The organism is Larkinella humicola (genome assembly GCF_008727875.1).
GTDB lineage: Bacteria > Bacteroidota > Bacteroidia > Cytophagales > Spirosomataceae > Larkinella > Larkinella humicola.
This window is the reverse complement of the sequence record NZ_VTWS01000004.1, coordinates 575450-592459: the sequence shown is the minus strand read 5'-3', so window position 1 is coordinate 592459 and position 17010 is coordinate 575450. Positions and strand designations below refer to the sequence as shown.

14 protein-coding genes and 1 pseudogene are annotated in these 17010 nt (G+C 52.9%); 12 read left to right on the top strand and 3 right to left on the bottom strand.

The window, feature by feature from the left end:
- Positions 1-390: 390 nt before the first annotated feature.
- On the bottom strand, positions 391-1500 hold the full coding sequence (locus F0P93_RS18400; protein ID WP_150878494.1) for a glycosyltransferase family 4 protein: 1110 nt from the start codon (positions 1498-1500) through the stop codon (positions 391-393).
- 239 nt (positions 1501-1739) lie between these two features.
- Between F0P93_RS18400 and F0P93_RS18395 the strand changes: the two genes are divergently transcribed.
- The 10 genes from F0P93_RS18395 to F0P93_RS18350 all read left to right on the top strand — a co-directional run bounded on the left by F0P93_RS18395 (position 1740) and on the right by F0P93_RS18350 (position 12581).
- A complete protein-coding gene (locus F0P93_RS18395) occupies positions 1740-2810 on the top strand; it encodes a ferredoxin--NADP reductase (RefSeq protein WP_150878492.1) in 1071 nt (356 codons plus the stop codon).
- Between the two features lie 71 nt (positions 2811-2881).
- Positions 2882-4669 carry a M3 family oligoendopeptidase gene (locus F0P93_RS18390; protein ID WP_150878490.1) on the top strand — a complete coding sequence of 596 codons (1788 nt, stop codon included), beginning with the start codon at positions 2882-2884 and terminating at the stop codon, positions 4667-4669.
- Between the two features lie 166 nt (positions 4670-4835).
- Entirely contained in the window at positions 4836-5066 is a 231-nt protein-coding gene (locus F0P93_RS18385) for a hypothetical protein (RefSeq protein ID WP_114404362.1), read from the top strand.
- Positions 5067-5276: 210 nt separating this feature from the next.
- Entirely contained in the window at positions 5277-6350 is a 1074-nt protein-coding gene (locus F0P93_RS18380) for an NAD-dependent epimerase/dehydratase family protein (protein WP_114404363.1), read from the top strand.
- 65 nt (positions 6351-6415) lie between these two features.
- Positions 6416-8119, top strand: coding sequence for a hypothetical protein (locus tag F0P93_RS18375; protein ID WP_150878488.1), 1704 nt, complete (start codon positions 6416-6418; stop codon positions 8117-8119).
- The gene (locus F0P93_RS18370; protein ID WP_150878486.1) at positions 8109-9059 is read left to right on the top strand and encodes a glycoside hydrolase family protein; all 951 of its coding nucleotides are present in this window, start codon (positions 8109-8111) and stop codon (positions 9057-9059) included. The genes F0P93_RS18375 and F0P93_RS18370 overlap by 11 nt, the downstream gene beginning before the upstream one ends.
- A 166-nt stretch (positions 9060-9225) precedes the next feature.
- The gene (locus tag F0P93_RS18365) at positions 9226-10041 is read left to right on the top strand and encodes a phytanoyl-CoA dioxygenase family protein (RefSeq protein WP_150878484.1); all 816 of its coding nucleotides are present in this window, start codon (positions 9226-9228) and stop codon (positions 10039-10041) included.
- Positions 10025-11014, top strand: a complete 990-nt coding sequence (locus F0P93_RS18360) for a glycosyltransferase family 2 protein (RefSeq protein ID WP_225309543.1) — start codon at positions 10025-10027, stop codon at positions 11012-11014. Before F0P93_RS18365 ends, F0P93_RS18360 begins: the two co-directional genes overlap by 17 nt.
- Complete coding sequence (locus F0P93_RS18355; protein ID WP_150878479.1) at positions 11011-11775, top strand: glycosyltransferase family 2 protein; 765 nt, start codon at positions 11011-11013, stop codon at positions 11773-11775. Before F0P93_RS18360 ends, F0P93_RS18355 begins: the two co-directional genes overlap by 4 nt.
- A gap of 26 nt (positions 11776-11801) precedes the next feature.
- Positions 11802-12581: a GNAT family N-acetyltransferase gene (locus F0P93_RS18350; RefSeq protein WP_150878477.1), complete on the top strand. Its 780-nt coding sequence runs from the start codon at positions 11802-11804 to the stop codon at positions 12579-12581.
- A gap of 54 nt (positions 12582-12635) precedes the next feature.
- Here F0P93_RS18350 and F0P93_RS18345 read toward each other — a convergent pair whose 3' ends face one another.
- Positions 12636-13100 carry a hypothetical protein gene (locus tag F0P93_RS18345; RefSeq protein ID WP_150878475.1) on the bottom strand — a complete coding sequence of 155 codons (465 nt, stop codon included), beginning with the start codon at positions 13098-13100 and terminating at the stop codon, positions 12636-12638.
- A 164-nt stretch (positions 13101-13264) separates the two neighbouring features.
- Here F0P93_RS18345 and F0P93_RS18340 point away from each other — a divergent pair, with 164 nt between their 5' ends.
- Complete coding sequence (locus F0P93_RS18340; protein WP_150878473.1) at positions 13265-13624, top strand: hypothetical protein; 360 nt, start codon at positions 13265-13267, stop codon at positions 13622-13624.
- A gap of 54 nt (positions 13625-13678) precedes the next feature.
- Here F0P93_RS18340 and F0P93_RS18335 read toward each other — a convergent pair whose 3' ends face one another.
- Positions 13679-16159: a cation-translocating P-type ATPase gene (locus F0P93_RS18335; protein WP_150878471.1), complete on the bottom strand. Its 2481-nt coding sequence runs from the start codon at positions 16157-16159 to the stop codon at positions 13679-13681.
- Between the two features lie 278 nt (positions 16160-16437).
- Here F0P93_RS18335 and F0P93_RS31875 point away from each other — a divergent pair.
- Positions 16438-16911 (top strand): annotated as a pseudogene (locus F0P93_RS31875) (hypothetical protein); the annotation flags it as partial.
- Positions 16912-17010 lie beyond the last annotated feature (99 nt).

Sequence of the window (17010 nt, the reverse complement as noted above, 5' to 3'; positions counted from 1 at the left end):
GAGAAAATCTCTGTACGCATTGACCGAATGAGTTGATTTGATTACCAGCCCGGCTGTCGCTTAGCAGGCTGTAATTCGGTTTTGATTACTACGAAAGACAAAAATCATTCCAATGTATCGGAATGCCCGGAACGAAGGCGGAACCACTCTTGCTGCTGCGCAAGTCCCGGCATGAATAAATGAATGGATGAAAGTTGTTTACTTGATACACAAGAGCATGCAGATACTGAATTTGTCGTAATCTGACAAATTCTTCAAAAGGTGTAGCGAATAAGGCCCACAAAAATTGTGCAGACTGCTCCTGAATTTATTATGCGGTAGCAAAAATGGTTACTTCAAGTTAACCAAATGTTAGTAAACGGTAACATTTTTCGAAGCAAAACCGGTCTTTCAGAGGGCTAAAATAGCCTGTTCCCATTTTTTTACCTGAATGGAGGCATCAAACTGGTGGCTTTTTTCAATCAGAAGGTCCGGCTGGTATGAATCCGGGTGGGTCATTACCGTCAGCATGGCTTTCCGGAATTGGTCGGGCGTCGGGTAGTCGATCAGCTCGCCCATGCCCGGCACAATAAACTCTCTGGCCCCTCCGGCGTTGGGCGCCACCAGCGGTTTTCCGAGCGACGCGGCTTCGGTCATTATCTTACCAAACGGTTCTTCGCGCGAAGTCATCACCAGCCCGTCGGCGAGTTGCAGGTAATTATAATAATCGTCGGTCTGCACGTCGACGAAGCTCATGTTGGGCAGATTCAGGGCCTTGATCTGGCTATCGACCAGGTAATTCAGACCGGTCGGCTTCGAATTACCCATCCAGATGAAATGACAGGGCTGGTCGGCGAGGGCCTGGGCAATGAAGGGAAAAATATCGACGCCTTTCCGGTAAATGCGCGTTCCGACCATCGTCCAGACGAAAGCTCCCGGCTGGATGTTCAGCTTTTTCCGCAGGGCCTGCACCCGCTCGGTGGAAATGTTCTTTTTGCTCAAATCGACAATCGGATAAAGCAAAGCCGTCCGTTTGGCGCCCATCACCGTCGCCAGCTCGCAAATCTGCTGCGTAACGCCAATGACCAGATCCGAATACGTCATGGAATGGGCCATTTCGTCGTAGGCAATGGATTCGAAGGACGAATGCAGCTCGTGAATCTGCGAAATCACCTTCACGCCCAACTGTTCGGCCAGCTTCGAAAGCGGAAACATCAGCACGGTATTCAGGTACCAGTAATCGGCTTTGTACTGCTCCTGAAGACGCCGGATGTTGTTTTCGTACACTTTCACCCCCATCGCGTGGGTTACTTTTGAATACACTTTTCGGGCAAAACCGCGGTTAAATGGGGAGGTAAACAGCGGAATATCAGCCGGTAGCTGCGCCGTAAGGGGTCCGCGCTGTTCACTATACAAAGCCGATTGAATCTGCTGCCGGTCATAATTTTGCAGATACGTCCACAACACAACTTCTGAGCCGGTAAAAGACCCGTAGGGCGTAAAGAATAGTATTTTTTTCATGGATCGAACGGAACTTCGGCTGCGAATATCTGCCTAAATAATTATAAAAGCGACGCGAATTGAAATTTGGCGTAAAGAACGGCAAACCTGAATCAACTACAATTTGTTACCCAAACGGATTGGCAATTCAATAGTATATTGCGGCTTCGTCGGCCGACAGTCTCCGGAATGGTTTCCAGTGCTGCTTACTCACCGCCACTAAATGAATGAAGAGGAATCGCTCCGGCGATATTGGAATTATGGCAAATCGTTATTTTTTGAAAGTAAAAGAGGTTGTTCGGCAAACACCGGACGCTGTTACCATCCATTTCTGGCATCCCATCAATGAAGAGGTCCGGTATCAACCCGGTCAATACCTGACGTTTATTTTGCCGTTTGAAGGTCAGAAGGTGCGTCGCTCCTACTCCATGTCCAGCTCACCGCACACGGATGTGTCATTGGCCGTTACCATCAAGCGCCTGCCCGGTGGTGCGGTTTCCAACTACCTGTGCGACCATGCCAAACCCGGCGATGTTCTCGAAACGCTTGAACCGCTGGGAACCTTCGTTCCGAAACTAGACCCTAAAAACCGCCGTCAGATCGTTCTGATCGGAGCCGGAAGCGGCATCACACCCCTGATTTCGATGGCTAAATCGATTTTGCACGTTGAACCGCAGACGCAACTCTGGCTGCTCTACGGCAATCGCAACCGCCAGTCGATTATTTTCGAAAAAGAACTGAACGAACTGGCGCAGCAATCGGGCGGACGGTTTCGAATCACGTATATCTTAAGTCAGCCGGAAAGCAACTGGACCGGTCTGGAAGGTCGGCTGAACCAGTCGGCGATTCTGAAACTGCTCGAAGAGCTCCCCGCTGAGGCCACGCGCCAGGCTGAATACTACCTCTGTGGCCCCGACGGCCTGATGGACGAAGCCCGCGGAGCCTTAAAACTTCTGGGCGTTCCGACCGATCAGGTTCACAAGGAAAGCTTTGCCACGGCTCCGCACGAAACACACGGCGAAGTGGTGGAGGCCGAACCGGTCAATCCGTCGTCGTCGAAACCGGAAGTTACCGTCCTGTACGAAGGCAGTGAATACAAGTTTATTGTCGAACCGCATCAAACGATCCTCGAGGCCGCGCTTGAACTGGACATCGACCTTCCCTATTCGTGCCAGGCGGGCATGTGTACGGCCTGCATGGGTCGCTGCCTGTCGGGGAAAGTGCATCTGGACGAAGAAGACGGATTGGCGGAATCCGAACTGAAAGCCGGGTACATTCTGACCTGTGTGGCCCATCCGATGACCCACGATGTCGTGATTGAAATTGAATAAAAAATGTTTCGCGGAGGTGAAAAAGGAAAGCGAAACCTGCGCTTTTTTCTGCGAAACCAGTCAGTAATTGTATGAATATGGAAACGACACTAACCCTGCCAACGCGACCGGCCCGGCCATTTATTGGCGAAGAATTTGTTCTGAAAACGTGGGACGAAGTGAAACCGTTGTACGATAACCTGGTGGAGCGCCCCCTCAACAACGCCGACGAACTGCGCCAATGGCTGGCCGACCGTAGTGAACTGGAATCGTACTTGTCCGAAAACTTCGCCTGGCGGTATATCCGGATGACCTGTGACACCTCCAACGCCGATTTGATCAACCAGTTCAATTTTTTCATTACCGAAATTCAGCCGCAGTTATCTGCCTACGAAAACACGCTGGATAAACGCACCGTCGAGAGTCCGTACCTGGTCGAACTGCGGGAAAAAGGCTTCGACATTGCCCTGCGCGGCATGAAAAAGGCCATTGAAATCTTCCGCGACGAAAATATTCCGCTACAAACCGACATTCAGACCGAGCAGCGCAAATACGGGGCCCTGGTCGGAGCCATGACCATTCAGATGAACAACGCTGAGGGTGTTTCGGAGGAAATCACACTGCCGCAAGCTGGCACCCTACTCCAATCGCCCGACCGCGCCCTGCGCGAGGAAGTCTGGCTGAAAATTCAGGAACGGCGGTATCAGGACAAAGACCAGCTCGACGAGTTGTATACGCGGCTGCGCGATTTACGTCATCAGGTGGCCGTCAACGCCGGTTTTGCCAATTTTCGCGATTATATGTTTGCCGCGATGGGCCGTTTCGACTACACCCCGCAGGATTGCTTCGATTTTCACGCGTCGGTTTCAAAAGCCGTGGTGCCGCTGCTCGATCAGCTCGCGCTGGAACGGAAAGAGAAGCTGGCCAAAGCGGATGTTTCTTTCGACGTGCTGCGCCCGTGGGATGCCAAAGTCGATCCCGACGGTTTACCGGCGTTGAAACCGTTTGAAACCGGTAATGAATTGCTGAACAAAACCATCACCTGTTTCAACCGGCTCGATGCTGCTGTGGGTGGCTCGTACTTCAGTGACTGTCTGCGGATTATGAAGGCCATGGGCCATCTGGATCTGGAATCACGCAAAGGCAAAGCTCCGGGCGGCTACAACTACCCGCTGGAAGAAATCGGCGTGCCGTTCATTTTTATGAACGCAACCTCGAGCCTCCGCGATCTGGTGACGATGGTGCACGAAGGTGGCCACGCTGTGCATTCGTTTCTGACCCGCGATCTGCCGCTGAAACCGTTCCGCAACCCGCCGATGGAAGTGGCCGAACTGGCGTCGATGTCGATGGAATTGCTGACGATGGATTCCTGGGACGCATTTTTTGAAAATCCTGAAGACCTGAAACGGGCCAAAATTCAGCACCTGGAGTCCATCATCGAAACACTGCCGTGGGTAGCAACCATCGACAAATTTCAGCACTGGGTATACGAAACGGCGGCCGACCCGGCTGCGACCGTCGACGCGCGCAAAACCGCCTGGATACGCATTTTCGAGGAGTTTTCGGATACGATCACGAGCTGGGAAGGGCTGGAGCAATACGAAGCCTGTAGCTGGCAAAAGCAGTTGCATCTGTTCGAAGTGCCGTTCTATTACATCGAATACGGGATTGCGCAACTGGGAGCCATTGGCGTCTGGATGAATTTTCGGCAGGACCCGCAAAAAGGCTTACAGGGCTATATGAATGCACTGAAGCTGGGCTATACGGCGCCCATCCGCGACATTTACCGGGCCGCCGACGTTCCGTTCGACTTCTCGGAAGCACACATCGGGCGGCTGATCCGGTTTGTCTGGGATGAAATCGAGCGGTTGAAAAACTGAGTTTTTGCCCCTAAATCCCCTGAAGGGGACTTGGACTCAGCTTAACCCGGATCTAAAAGGCCCCTTCAGGGGAACGGGGTAACGATCAGAATGATAAAAATTTGAAGTATTATTGGCGAATTGGACGGTAGTCTATAGTTTTGTACTGAATTTTGAAACCGTTTGTATGAAAGGTCTTTTGAATATAGGAGTATTCCTGCTGGTGGTTGGTTCGCTGACTTCCTGCGATTACCAGAAATATAATACCATTCGTCAGAAGGATTTCCGGGATGGTGATAAATACGTATACGGCCCCGGACTGGATTCAGCCGCCGTTCAAACCACGTACAAATATGCTTCCCGGCCCGAATTGGCCGACCGCACGAACAAGATTCGTCAGAAACTGTTCGGCAAGTAAGCGAGTGACGCTGCCCTAGCAAAAAGAAATAAACAAGACGATACAGGCGATGTAAAGGCTTCATGAAGTCATTGCATCGCCTTTTGTTCGACTTCCGGTTTTATCCTGCGGTATAGACTATTATACTTTTTTTGATTTACTTTACACCCGATTTCGAGTGAAGAATAGTATTTTTTTGATGTATCCAACCTTATTTAGTCAAGAAGCGATATGAATATTGCATTAGTTACAGGTTCTGCCGGGCTCATCGGAAGTGAATCAGTTGCCTTTTTCTCAGAAAAATTCGATTTGGTAATCGGCGTTGATAACAACCTCCGACAGTATTTCTTCGGCACGGACGGTTCGACCGATTGGAACCGCGACCGTCTGAAAGATTCGTATACCAACTACCGCCATTATAAAGCCGACATCCGCAAAGTCGAAGAACTTGAGCCCATCTTTCAGGAATACGGCACGGATATTAAACTGATCGTTCACGCGGCTGCCCAACCCAGCCACGACTGGGCCGCCCGCGAGCCCTTCACCGATTTCAGCGTAAATGCCAACGGCACGCTGAACATGCTGGAAATGAACCGTCTGCACTGCCCCGATGCGGTTTTCATCTTCACGTCTACCAATAAAGTATACGGCGATAATCCGAATTATCTGCCGCTGGTGGAAACCGAAACCCGCTGGGAAATCGACGAAAACCACCCGTATTTTGCCAACGGTATCGATGAGCACATGTCCATCGACCACACCAAACACTCGCTGTTCGGCGCGTCGAAAGTGGCTGCCGACATTCTGGTGCAGGAATATGGCCGGTATTTCGGCATGAAAACCGCCGTCTTCCGGGGTGGCTGTCTGACCGGCCCGAACCACTCGGGTGCGCAGTTGCACGGCTTCCTGTCGTACCTGATGAAGTGTGCCATCACCGGCAATCACTACACCATTTTTGGCTACAAAGGCAAGCAGGTTCGCGACAACATTCACAGCCATGACCTGGTGAACATGTTTTGGCACTTTTACCAGAATCCCCGCCCGGGCGAAGTCTACAACGCCGGCGGTGGCCGTCACGCTAACTGTTCGATGCTGGAAGCACGGGTCTTGTGCGAAGAAATCTCCGGGAACAAGATGAATTTCAGCTACTCGGAAACCAACCGCATCGGTGATCACATCTGGTATGTATCCGATTTGTCTAAATTCAAGAGCCATTACCCCGACTGGAACTGGGAATATGATCTGCGTCAAACGCTGGTGCAAATGCACGACAGCATGGTGAAGCGTTTGCAGGTTCAGATCTAACGTATTCTGAAAGCAAGGCAAAGGTCAGCCACCTGCGGGCGGCTGACCTTTTTAGTTCGGAAGGTATGCTCAGTTTTGACTCAAACCCCATCGTATTTCTGGGAATTGGCTACGGCTTGCTCTGGCTGACCGGTGCTTTGGCAGTTGGTCCGGCCTGGCTACGTCCGAATACGATCTGGCAAAGCCGGACTTTGTTTTTGGTGCTGGCGTTGGGTTCCGTGGTTTTCATGCGGTTACCGGTGGTGGTTTTTAACCAGGAACTGAATCCCGACGAAAGCCAGATCATTGCCCAGGGACTAACGCTGAGTGTTGACCCGGTTTTCTGGCGCTCGGTCGACGGCACAACCGGTGGGCCACTGGATAGTTATTTGTTGCTGATTCCCGGCTGGCTGGGCTTCACTTTCGACTACATTGCCGCCCGCATCACTGGGCTTATTCTGATTCTGACCACCCTCTGGCTGCTCTTCCGAACGCTGGAACGCTGGTTTGGCGAAGATGTAGCCCGCTGGGCCTTGCTACCCTCCCTGATTTTGCTGGCCATGACCCAGAATGCCGATCTGGTGCATTACAGCAGCGAACACCTGCCCATTTTTCTATTGGGCCTGTTGTATTACTGGTACGCAGGTCTCCAACAGCAATCCGTTCCGTCGCAAAGCCGGATTTTTTTGGTCGGACTGGTGGCCGGGATGGTTCCGTTCGGGAAGCTCCAGGCGGTTCCGATGATGTTCTGCGTGGGTCTGTTCGTCGCCATCGACCTGCTGACGCGCCCGGATCTGACGGTTCGCCAAAAAACCGGGCGGCTCGTCGGGCTGGTGCTGGGTGGAATGAGTTTTCCGCTGCTGGTTGTGGCGTTGACGTCCCTGACGGGCGTTTTTGACGACATGATCACCTTTTACATCATCGCCAATTTCAATTACGGCGGTGGCGATGGACAAGCCTGGGCGCATTTGCTCCGGTTACCGGCTTTTTTCCAGAAAATCGAAGAGTTCAACTGGTTCGTCGTGCTTTCTCTGTTTTTGGGCATCACGTTTCTGGCTTTTCTGATCCGAAACCGGTTCCGGCTGATCCATACCTGGAAAATCTGGGCTTTTTTGCTCCTGCTGATCGGTTTTACATTCATTGCCATCACCCGAACCGGATCGGAATACACCCATTATTTGCTCTTTCTGATCGGCCCCATCGGCCTTTTGAACGGCTGGTTTCTGAGCGAAATCCGCCATTCCGTGCGCAACCGCCCGTGGGTCGCCCCCCGCATTGCCGCCGTCGTGCTGGCCGCAGCCTTGATTCCGTACGGTGTTCGCTACGTAAGCTGGGCGATAAACCGCACGCCGTTCAATGCCTGCGTGCAGAGCAGTCGAAAAATGCCCCAGTCGGTGGTCACCCGGAAGATTCTGGATTATGCCAAACCCGGCGAAAAGCTGGCGGTTTGGGGCTGGATGTGCAAGTATTACGTCGAAGCGCAAATGCCGCAGGGCGTAAATGAAAACCACACCATCCGCTGCGTTTTCGACCATCCGATGCGCGACATCTACCGCAAACGCTACGTCGCGGATCTGCATCGTTCCATGCCGCCGGTTTTTGTCGATGCCGTCGGGCAATCGCTCTGGCTGAACGACCGGGCGACGCAGGGTCATGAATCGTTCCCGGCCTTGCGGGATTTCGTAGCCGCGCATTACCGCCTGGCCGGTGATCTGGACAAAACACGCATTTACGTCCGCGCCGATCGCTATCAACAACCGATCTCAACTACCAACACCCATGTGGATTAAAAAAGGACTGATTTACAAAACCGACGGACACCTTCCGTTTAGCCGCACCCACGCGCAGGTTCCCTTTGCTTACCCGATCAGCGACGAACGGCTGCGGGTGTATTTTGCCACCCGCGACGAAAACCGCTCCTCGTCTACGTCATTTGTCGAACTGGACGCCAACGATTTGTCGAAGGTGCTGTATGTTCACGACAAACCGTGTTTGAGCAAAGGCGCTGTGGGTATGTTTGACGAAACCGGAGCGATGCCTTCGTGGTTTATCAAACGGGGTGACGAAATCTGGCTGTATTACACCGGCTGGAACAAAAGCGAAACCGCCTGGTACCGGCTCGGCATTGGGCTGGCCATCAGCCGCGACGGTGGCCTTACGTTTGAGCGGGCCTACGACGGGCCGCTGCTCGACCGCTCGATTTACGATCAGGTCTGGATTGCACAGCCCTGTGTGATGGTCGAAACCGAGGCCGACGGAACGGAACGCTGGCGGATGTGGTACCTGTCGTGTACCAAAATCGAAATCATCAACGGCCACCCGGAACCGTTTTACAACGTGAAATACGCCGAGTCGAAAGACGGGATTACCTGGGAACGCACCGGCATCACCTGCATCGGGTACAATGAATTTACGGACGCCATTGGTCGCCCGGCGGTGATTAAAGACGGGGATTTGTACAAAATGTATTATTCCTACCGGAGTGCCACCGACTTCCGGACCAGTGTGGAAAAGAGTTACCGCATCGGGTATGCGGAGTCGAAAGACGGCATTACCTGGGATCGGAAAGACGACCAGGCTGGCATTGAGCGGTCGGAAGACGGCTGGGATTCGTCCATGATGGATTATTGCCACCTTTTCCAGCACCACGGCCAGTGGACGATGCTCTACAACGGCAACGGTTTTGGCGCTTCGGGCTTTGGTTACGCCGTTCAGGAAGAGGAGAACTAAGGAATTATTCCATAACGACTGACCGGCAGGCCATTCCGAACAAAGGGTTCGTTTACTAAAATGCCGCTGATTAAGTTGACATTACCAGTGAGGTAAGGTACCTTTGTCAAGAGTCATCCACATCGTTTACATTAGTTTAGTACTATTTTAACTCATTCATACCGTCATGGCATCACTCCGCGATTCATACAAGCAGGAAGGGTACGTTCTGCTGAAAAATTTTCTGGATAAGGACTTAATTACGGCCATTCACCGGGAAGGCCGCCAGATTTTTGCCTATCAGATTCAACGGACCCTCGGCGAATCGGTGGACATCGACGATCTGCCGTCGTTCGAGCAGGCCATGTACCGGTTTTTTGCCGCCGATTTCACGGCCTTTGCCAACACCGGCAAACAGGTTCAGCACATGGTTTCGCTGCACCGGCTGGGGACGGATGCCCGCATTACGGACACCCTGAAAGAACTCGGGCTGGAATACCCCGTGATTGGCGTTCGACCGGCCATGATGTTCAACAGCCGCCACCTCGCCAAACGCGACGATTACTGGCGGTTGGGAGCCCACCAGGACTGGCGCACGGGTCAGGGATCGCTCGACAGCGTGGTCGTGTGGTTTCCGCTGGTGCCGGCCGGAGCCGATCTGGGCGCGCTTCAGATTTTACCACAAAGCCACCGGACAGGCTTATACGACTCTACGTCAGTGGATTACATCGGTACCATTCCCGACGAACTGCTGACCGACAACTGGCAACAGCTCGAGTTTGAAGTGGGCGACGTGCTGTTTTTCTCCGCCTTTCTGGTTCACCGTTCCGGGATCAACTCGACGGAATCGGTTCGCTGGTCGGTTCAACTTCGTTACAACAACTTATTGGAAAGTACATTCATCGACCGGGGCTATCCGCTAGCGTACATTTACAAGCCCCAGGCCGAGCTGATTACACCCGATTTTCCGGCGGTGAATCAGATGAATGAAATCTTCAATTAAGATGAAGGTAAGCGTCTGTATCGTTACCTATAATCACGCCAAATTTGTTCGTCAGACGTTAGACAGCGTTCTGAGCCAGCAGACGAACTTCGACTTTGAAGTGATTGTGGGCGACGATCTATCGAAAGATAACACCCGCGAAATTCTGGCCGACTACCAGACTCGCTATCCCGATAAAATCCGGTTGCTGCTGCACCCGACCAACATGGGCAACAATGGGATGCACAATGCCCTGAGCACATTTGAAGCGGCCCGGGGGGAATACATTGCGCAAATGGACGGGGACGACTACTGGATAAGCCCGCATAAATTGCAAAAGCAGGCCGACATGCTCGACCAGCACCCCGACTATTCGTGCTGCTTCACCAACGCCCGGGTGGTGTTTGAGGACGAAAAGTACGATTCGGTTTTGCTCGTTGAAGACAAAAAACCGGTGGTGATGATGGATGACCTGATTGGTGAAGATGAGATTTTTTTCATGGCCACCTCCAGCATCATGTTTCGGAAAAATGCCATCCCGGAGTATCCGGCCTGGTATTACCAGTCCCAGAGTGGCGACATTCCGCGGAATGTCTTGCTGGCCAAAGCCGGTCCAATCGGATACATCGACGAGGTAATGTCGGTATACCGGAAAAACCTCGGCGGTGCCAGCTACGCCGACAATGAAAAGGACCGGAAGTTTCTGAACAACCGGATTCTGATGTATTCCAACATCAACCGCGAACTGGATTACAAGTATGACAAAGTACTGCGCAAAAACATCGCCCGGTATTATAAATTGATGCTGGATGCGAACCAGTACAGCGAAAGTTACTTCCGCCGGGCGGGCATCGCCCTGAAGTACCTGTACATGGGGAAGCCCAAATCGTCGATTGCCAAGGATATCATACAAAATTATATTGTGCCGGCACCACTCATGAAAGTGTATAGTGCCATCCGGTTAATGCCTTACCGTTTAATGGATCGATTATGAAATTAAGTGTAGTTATTCCAGCTTATAACGAACAGGAATCCATTCCTGAAACGCTGCGATCGTTGTACCAAACGCTGGCCAAATACGGTATTCCGCACGAAATCTGCGTCACCAACGACAATTCCAAGGACCAGACGGCGCAGGTGCTGGAACAACTAACGCACGAAATTCCGACCCTGGTCTATTACACGAATCCGGGGCCGAACGGTTTTGGCTACGCCGTTCGCTACGGTCTGGAACGGTTTACGGGCGACTGCGTGGCGGTTTTCATGGCCGACATGTCCGACGACCCGGAAGATCTGGTGAAGTTCTACTACAAAATGCTGGAAGGCGATTACGACTGCGTTTTTGGCAGCCGGTGGAGCAAAGGCGGCAAAGTGATCGACTATCCGGAGCTGAAAAAAGTCATTAACCGGACCGCCAACTTCATCGTTCGGATGATGATGGGCATTCGCTACAACGACACCACCAACGCCTTTAAACTTTACAAGCGTGAGACGATGGAAGGACTCAAACCGTTCCTGTCTCCCCACTTCAACTTGACCGTTGAACTGCCGCTGAAAGCGATGGTGCGGGGTTACAACTACGCCGTGGTGCCGAATAGCTGGACGAACCGGAAATACGGCGAATCGAAGCTGAAAATCAAGGAAATGGGAAGCCGGTACTTTTTCATTCTGCTGTATTGCCTGATCGAAAAATACCTGTCGCGGGGCGATTACCGGAAAAAAACCGCCAAGCCGGCAGCACCGGTGAGCCGGTAGTTTACGCGTAGTTTCGCTAATTCGTTATGAGTACGCCGGAACAGCTTCTGGACGACAATTTCAACCGGCACATCCAGGCACTGGCTGCCCAAACCGCTGGCATGGACGTTTGGACCAACGACGGAATTACGGTCGTCAATGCGCAGTTACCGTCCGACACCTTCAATATTGTCCACTTTCAGAACACCAGTCAGGCCAGTTTTGACACCCTGAAAACCGTGGTTGCGTACACGAAAGAGTCCGGGCTACCCTTCTGTTTCTGGCTCAGCGAAACCACAGCCACCGAAACGACACGGAGGCATTTGCAGGAACTGGGGGCGTTTTGCGTGGGGTCTGATCCGGGCATGATCCTGGCACTGGATGCATACCGCCCAATCGGTGATTCGAATCACACAGCAATCAGAGTCGTTAAGACCCAGGACGAACTGGCGGAGTTTGCCAGCATAATCGCCCGGAACTGGACCCCACCGGATCAACAGGTGGAAATCTACTACCAACGGGTTGCTCCAGCTTTGCTGAATTCTCCACAAAATGTGTTTCTGGTGTATGATTGGGAAGGCCAACCGGCTTCCGTCCTCGAATTGTTTCCATCTGATTCTAAAACCGTTGGTATCTACAGTTTAGCTACGCTTCGGGCATTTCGCGGAAAAGGAATTGGAACGGCACTGATGCGTCATGCTTTAAATTACGCGAAACAGGCCGGGTATAAAACCGCACTCCTGCAGTCTTCGGAAGACGGCTTTCGGATTTATCAAAAATTCGGGTTTCGGGCCGTTACTACGTATCACGAATACCGGCTTGCGTGATATAGAGCCGGAATAATCTTGCGGCGACTGCCGCTACCCGTTGATTCGGGCGGTTTATACTGCGTCAGTGGCACTTTTTCGCTGATACAGATTCCGAACGGCTGGTAACAGGGCAACAAAAAGAATCGCCACCGCGTAGAACATGTAGAATGTGTGCAGCCAGTGAACGGCCTGAATAATTACCATCTGGACCTGAATCCAGCTAATAAGGGCAAAGGCGACGTAGAGGCTGTATGTCCACGACCAGTGCATATCCGGGTAAAAATTAAGCAGCTCGGCCCCGTCGAAAGTCGGCTTTTTTAGCAAAGCAAATACCAACCCAACCGGAACCATCCCCAGAACGACGAATAAAATGATTCCCGGCACTAGAAAACTGCGAAAAGGCGATTGATCTGACACCGGCATTCCCATCAGTGTACCATCGGGCGAAAGAATGAAGGTCAACCCTCCTCCCAGGGCTCCCAACCCCAGGAACGCCAGTAATATCAGAAGAATATTCTGCGCTGTTGTTGTTTTCATACCCTGTCTTACCGGTTTCTGCTTATATCGACCAGGGGATTTGGTCAACCACCTGTCTCTTCAAAACTACTTTCGAGCAGACCGTCCCGACATGAGCAGGATCAGCAAAATCCATGATTTGGGTGATGTTCTCCTCTACGGCTCCTTCTATAACTTGGCGGCTGATGAACACACGAGAAAACCGCACGAACAACGGCCATGAATTGGTGGTTCTGAAATTGATTCATACCGTCATCTGGTTCTTTTTTGTAAGCGTTATTGGCTACATCCTGTACTGCGGATTGGCGGACGACATCACCATTTACACGGGAATTGCCATTGGACTGGTTGTTCTGGAAGGATTAACCCTGCTGGTATTCAGCGGCCGCTGTCCGCTAACGCTCATCGCCCGGAACTACTCCGATTCCACTCACGACAATTTTGACATCTTCCTGCCCGAATGGCTGGCGCGTTACAACAAGGTGATTTTTACCACCTTGTACCTCATCGGCGTCATTCTGGTCGTTTATCGAATGCTGAGCTAACGGACAAACCGGTTTTCGTATAATTACAACCGAGAATCCCTAAACGGGCGAAATTTAGGACCGAATCACTTTGTAAATCTCGATCCAGCCCACCCCAACCAGCGCAGCCAGTGCACACCAGCCGAACGATGATGCCGGAATGGGAACAAATCCGAACAGCTCCCGGGCGGGTGGAACAAACAAGGTCACCAGCAAGAGCGCAAACGTCAGCCCCAGCATGAGCCACAACAGGCGGTTTGGCAGCCGAATGGTCTGAAACACCGACTGCATAAACGACCGGTTTACCAGCGTCAACAGGATGTTGCTTAGCACCAGAGTCGAAAAAACCAGCGTTCGAACCAACTCAATGCTTCCCCCGGCCTGCATGGCGACGTAATAGACCCCCAGAACGGCCAGCGTAATTCCCAGTCCCTGCGCAATGCTCCGCCCCAGTTCCGGCCCGGCCAGAAAAGTGTCGGTGAGCGGTCGGGGCGGCTGGCGCATCTGCCCCGCTTCGGCGGGTTCGTTCTCGAACGCAATGGAACAGGTCGGTCCCATCACCAGTTCCAGAAAAATGACGTGAATGGGCGTAAACAGATTTTCCCATTTCCAGTTTGCCAGCAACGGCACCGCCACGGTCAGGATAATCGGGATGTGAATGGAAACAATGTAGGCAATGGCTTTTTTGAGATTCTGGTAAATCCGGCGACCCTGCGCGATGGCGTCGACCATGCTGCTCAGGTCGTCGTTGACCAGCACGAGCGAGGCCGCCTGACGCGCCACTTCGGTTCCGCGTTTTCCCATCGCCACGCCAATGTGAGCCGCTTTCAGTGCCGGGCCGTCGTTGACCCCGTCGCCGGTCATGGCCACCACCTCGCCATTCTGCTTGAGAGCCTCCACCACCCGCAGTTTGGCTTCGGGAAACATGCGGGCAAAAACCGCCGTCTGAGTTGCCTGCTGCCGGAGCGTCGCATCGTCCATTTCCATCACCTGCTGGCCCGTCACAAACGTGTCAGCCGCTGGTAGCCCCACCTGCCGGGCAATGGCCTGGGCGGTTTCGGGAAAATCGCCGGTGATCATTTTCACCTCAATACCGGCTTCGGTAAACGCCCGGATCACCGCACCGGCATTCGGTTTCGGTGGATTTTCAAGGGCAACGAGTCCCAGAAAGGTCCACGCAAAATCATCCTGCTCCGCCGGGAAATGGGGCATATCATACGTTCCTTTGGCCACACCCAGTACCCGAAAACCGCTTTCCGACAACTTTTTGGTTAGCTGACGGATCCGGTCGGCCACCGTCGGATCGGGTCGGCAAACCGCCAGAACATGTTCGACGGCTCCCTTCCCCGCCACCATCACCTCGCCGTTCGGTGCCTTCCGGACGTGGGTCATCATGGGGGGCATCCCCGCCAGCGGATATTCCTGCACCATCGGGTATTGATTCACCGTTTTAGCCGGATCGTCTTCGAAGAAAGCCGCCACAATGGCTTTTTCCATGGCGTCGAAAGGTTCGGTTTCACTCGCCCAGCGGGCGTATTCCAGCACCCGTGCCGCCGAATCGGACAACGGGCCGGGTAGCGAAACCAGCGCATCCGTTGCGACATCGTACAACTGCCGGACGCTCATGCCGTCCTGCGTAATGGTGCCGGTTTTATCGGTGCAAATCACAGTAGCCGAACCCAGGCTCTCGACCGTCTGCGGTTGTTTGGTCAAAACGCCCATGCGACTCAGCCGGGCGGCTCCCAGGGCCATGAAACTGCTGAATGCCACCGGAATTTCTTCGGGCAAAATCGACATAGCCAGCGTCAGACTGAACAACAAAGCCGTGACCCAGTCGCCGGAGCGGGCGAAATTGATGGTCCACACCAGGGCGAACGCTCCTCCACCAATCCACGCCATGCGGATGACAAATCGGTTAATCTGCCGTTGCAGGGGCGTTGTTTCGGTCAGAATAGTACCGATGCTCCGCCCGATGCGTCCGAGTTCGGTTTGGCCGCCAACCGCCGTTACGGTCAGCCACGCACTGCCGGATGCCGTGTGGGTCCCGGCAAAAACCGGGTCGCCGGGTGTTTTGGCAACGGAAACCGATTCGCCGGTCAGGATGGATTCATCCACCGAAAAGTCGTTGGTTTCGTGAACCTGGCCGTCGGCGGGGATGCTTTCGCCCTCTTCGACCAGCACCGCATCGCCCACGACGATGTCTTCCACCGGAATGGTGGTCAATGTTCCATTGCGCCGAACCTGCGCTTTGGGCTGGGTCAGGTCCCGCAAAGCGCCCAACGCCTGGTCGCTGCGAACGGATTGATAGACCGAAATACCGGCTACCAGAAAAAGGGCCACGATCAGCGTAATGCCTTCCTCCAGCCGACCAATCCCGAAATAAATCGTACAGGCTACGACCAGCAGGATAAACATGGGCTCGGTTGCAACTTCCCGGACCGTTGCGAACAGGCCGGAACGGGCATCTGTGGTCAGGACGTTACGCCCCTGTTCAGCGCGCGACCGGACGATGGCGTCATCCGTAAGTCCCTGCAAAGGTTGGAAAGTGGTCGGCATCTTTTCGGTTGGAAAGGTTACAGGAAACGAATGGGTGGAAAGATACGATCTTGTCGCGGAAAACCGCCTGATTAGAAACAACCGGCTACCTAAGCAAGGTCATTCCGGCCGGTGTTCAAAGATGCTGATTTTTCATTTTTTATACCGTTTCAGCCACCTGAATTATTAATCTCTGACAAATCGGTTAATATTGCAATTCAATCGTCAGCCCGTTTAATCAAGGGCCAATTACTATACAAAATCCATATACTTAATCTACAAAAACCACCAACACTTTCATGGCAGAAGTAAACAAAAACCAAACCGCCTTGGGTGACGTTGCGGCCCGGCAGTTGGCCATTGCAACCCGCACCGTACCGCAGATGTCGACCATTACCCCGCGTTGGTTGACGCATTTGCTGAACTGGATTCCGGTTGAATCCGGCGTCTACCGGCTTAACAAAGTAAAAGATGCCGACAACGTCGAAGTCGACTGCTCCGGACGGGATGAACGTCCTCTTCCTCAGACATTTGTGGATTACATTGAGAATCCACGGGAATACAATCTCAGTGCTGTCAACACCGTTTTGGATGTGCACACACGGGTATCAGATTTGTATAGCAAACCATATAACCAGATTAGCGAGCAGTTGCGGCTGACCATTGAAACCATCAAGGAACGGCAGGAAAGTGAGCTGATCAACAACAAAGAATACGGTTTACTGCACAGCATTGCTCCGGCTCAACGCATCAAAACCCGGACGGGAGCGCCCACACCGGACGACCTGGATGAACTGATCACCAGGGTCTGGAAAGAACCGGGTTTTCTTCCTGCTTCATCCGCTGGCTATTGCCGCGTTTGGCCGGGAGTG

What these genes read in the sequence shown, in the direction of transcription:
- F0P93_RS18400 (WP_150878494.1), bottom strand. Translation starts at nt 1,500, where the DNA reads ATGAAAAAAATACTATTCTTTACGCCCTACGGGTCTTTTACCGGCTCA.
- F0P93_RS18395 (WP_150878492.1), top strand. Translation starts at nt 1,740, where the DNA reads ATGGCAAATCGTTATTTTTTGAAAGTAAAAGAGGTTGTTCGGCAAACA.
- F0P93_RS18390 (WP_150878490.1), top strand. Translation starts at nt 2,882, where the DNA reads ATGAATATGGAAACGACACTAACCCTGCCAACGCGACCGGCCCGGCCA.
- F0P93_RS18385 (WP_114404362.1), top strand. Translation starts at nt 4,836, where the DNA reads ATGAAAGGTCTTTTGAATATAGGAGTATTCCTGCTGGTGGTTGGTTCG.
- F0P93_RS18380 (WP_114404363.1), top strand. Translation starts at nt 5,277, where the DNA reads ATGAATATTGCATTAGTTACAGGTTCTGCCGGGCTCATCGGAAGTGAA.
- F0P93_RS18375 (WP_150878488.1), top strand. Translation starts at nt 6,416, where the DNA reads ATGCTCAGTTTTGACTCAAACCCCATCGTATTTCTGGGAATTGGCTAC.
- F0P93_RS18370 (WP_150878486.1), top strand. Translation starts at nt 8,109, where the DNA reads ATGTGGATTAAAAAAGGACTGATTTACAAAACCGACGGACACCTTCCG.
- F0P93_RS18365 (WP_150878484.1), top strand. Translation starts at nt 9,226, where the DNA reads ATGGCATCACTCCGCGATTCATACAAGCAGGAAGGGTACGTTCTGCTG.
- F0P93_RS18360 (WP_225309543.1), top strand. Translation starts at nt 10,025, where the DNA reads ATGAAATCTTCAATTAAGATGAAGGTAAGCGTCTGTATCGTTACCTAT.
- F0P93_RS18355 (WP_150878479.1), top strand. Translation starts at nt 11,011, where the DNA reads ATGAAATTAAGTGTAGTTATTCCAGCTTATAACGAACAGGAATCCATT.
- F0P93_RS18350 (WP_150878477.1), top strand. Translation starts at nt 11,802, where the DNA reads ATGAGTACGCCGGAACAGCTTCTGGACGACAATTTCAACCGGCACATC.
- F0P93_RS18345 (WP_150878475.1), bottom strand. Translation starts at nt 13,100, where the DNA reads ATGAAAACAACAACAGCGCAGAATATTCTTCTGATATTACTGGCGTTC.
- F0P93_RS18340 (WP_150878473.1), top strand. Translation starts at nt 13,265, where the DNA reads ATGAACACACGAGAAAACCGCACGAACAACGGCCATGAATTGGTGGTT.
- F0P93_RS18335 (WP_150878471.1), bottom strand. Translation starts at nt 16,159, where the DNA reads ATGCCGACCACTTTCCAACCTTTGCAGGGACTTACGGATGACGCCATC.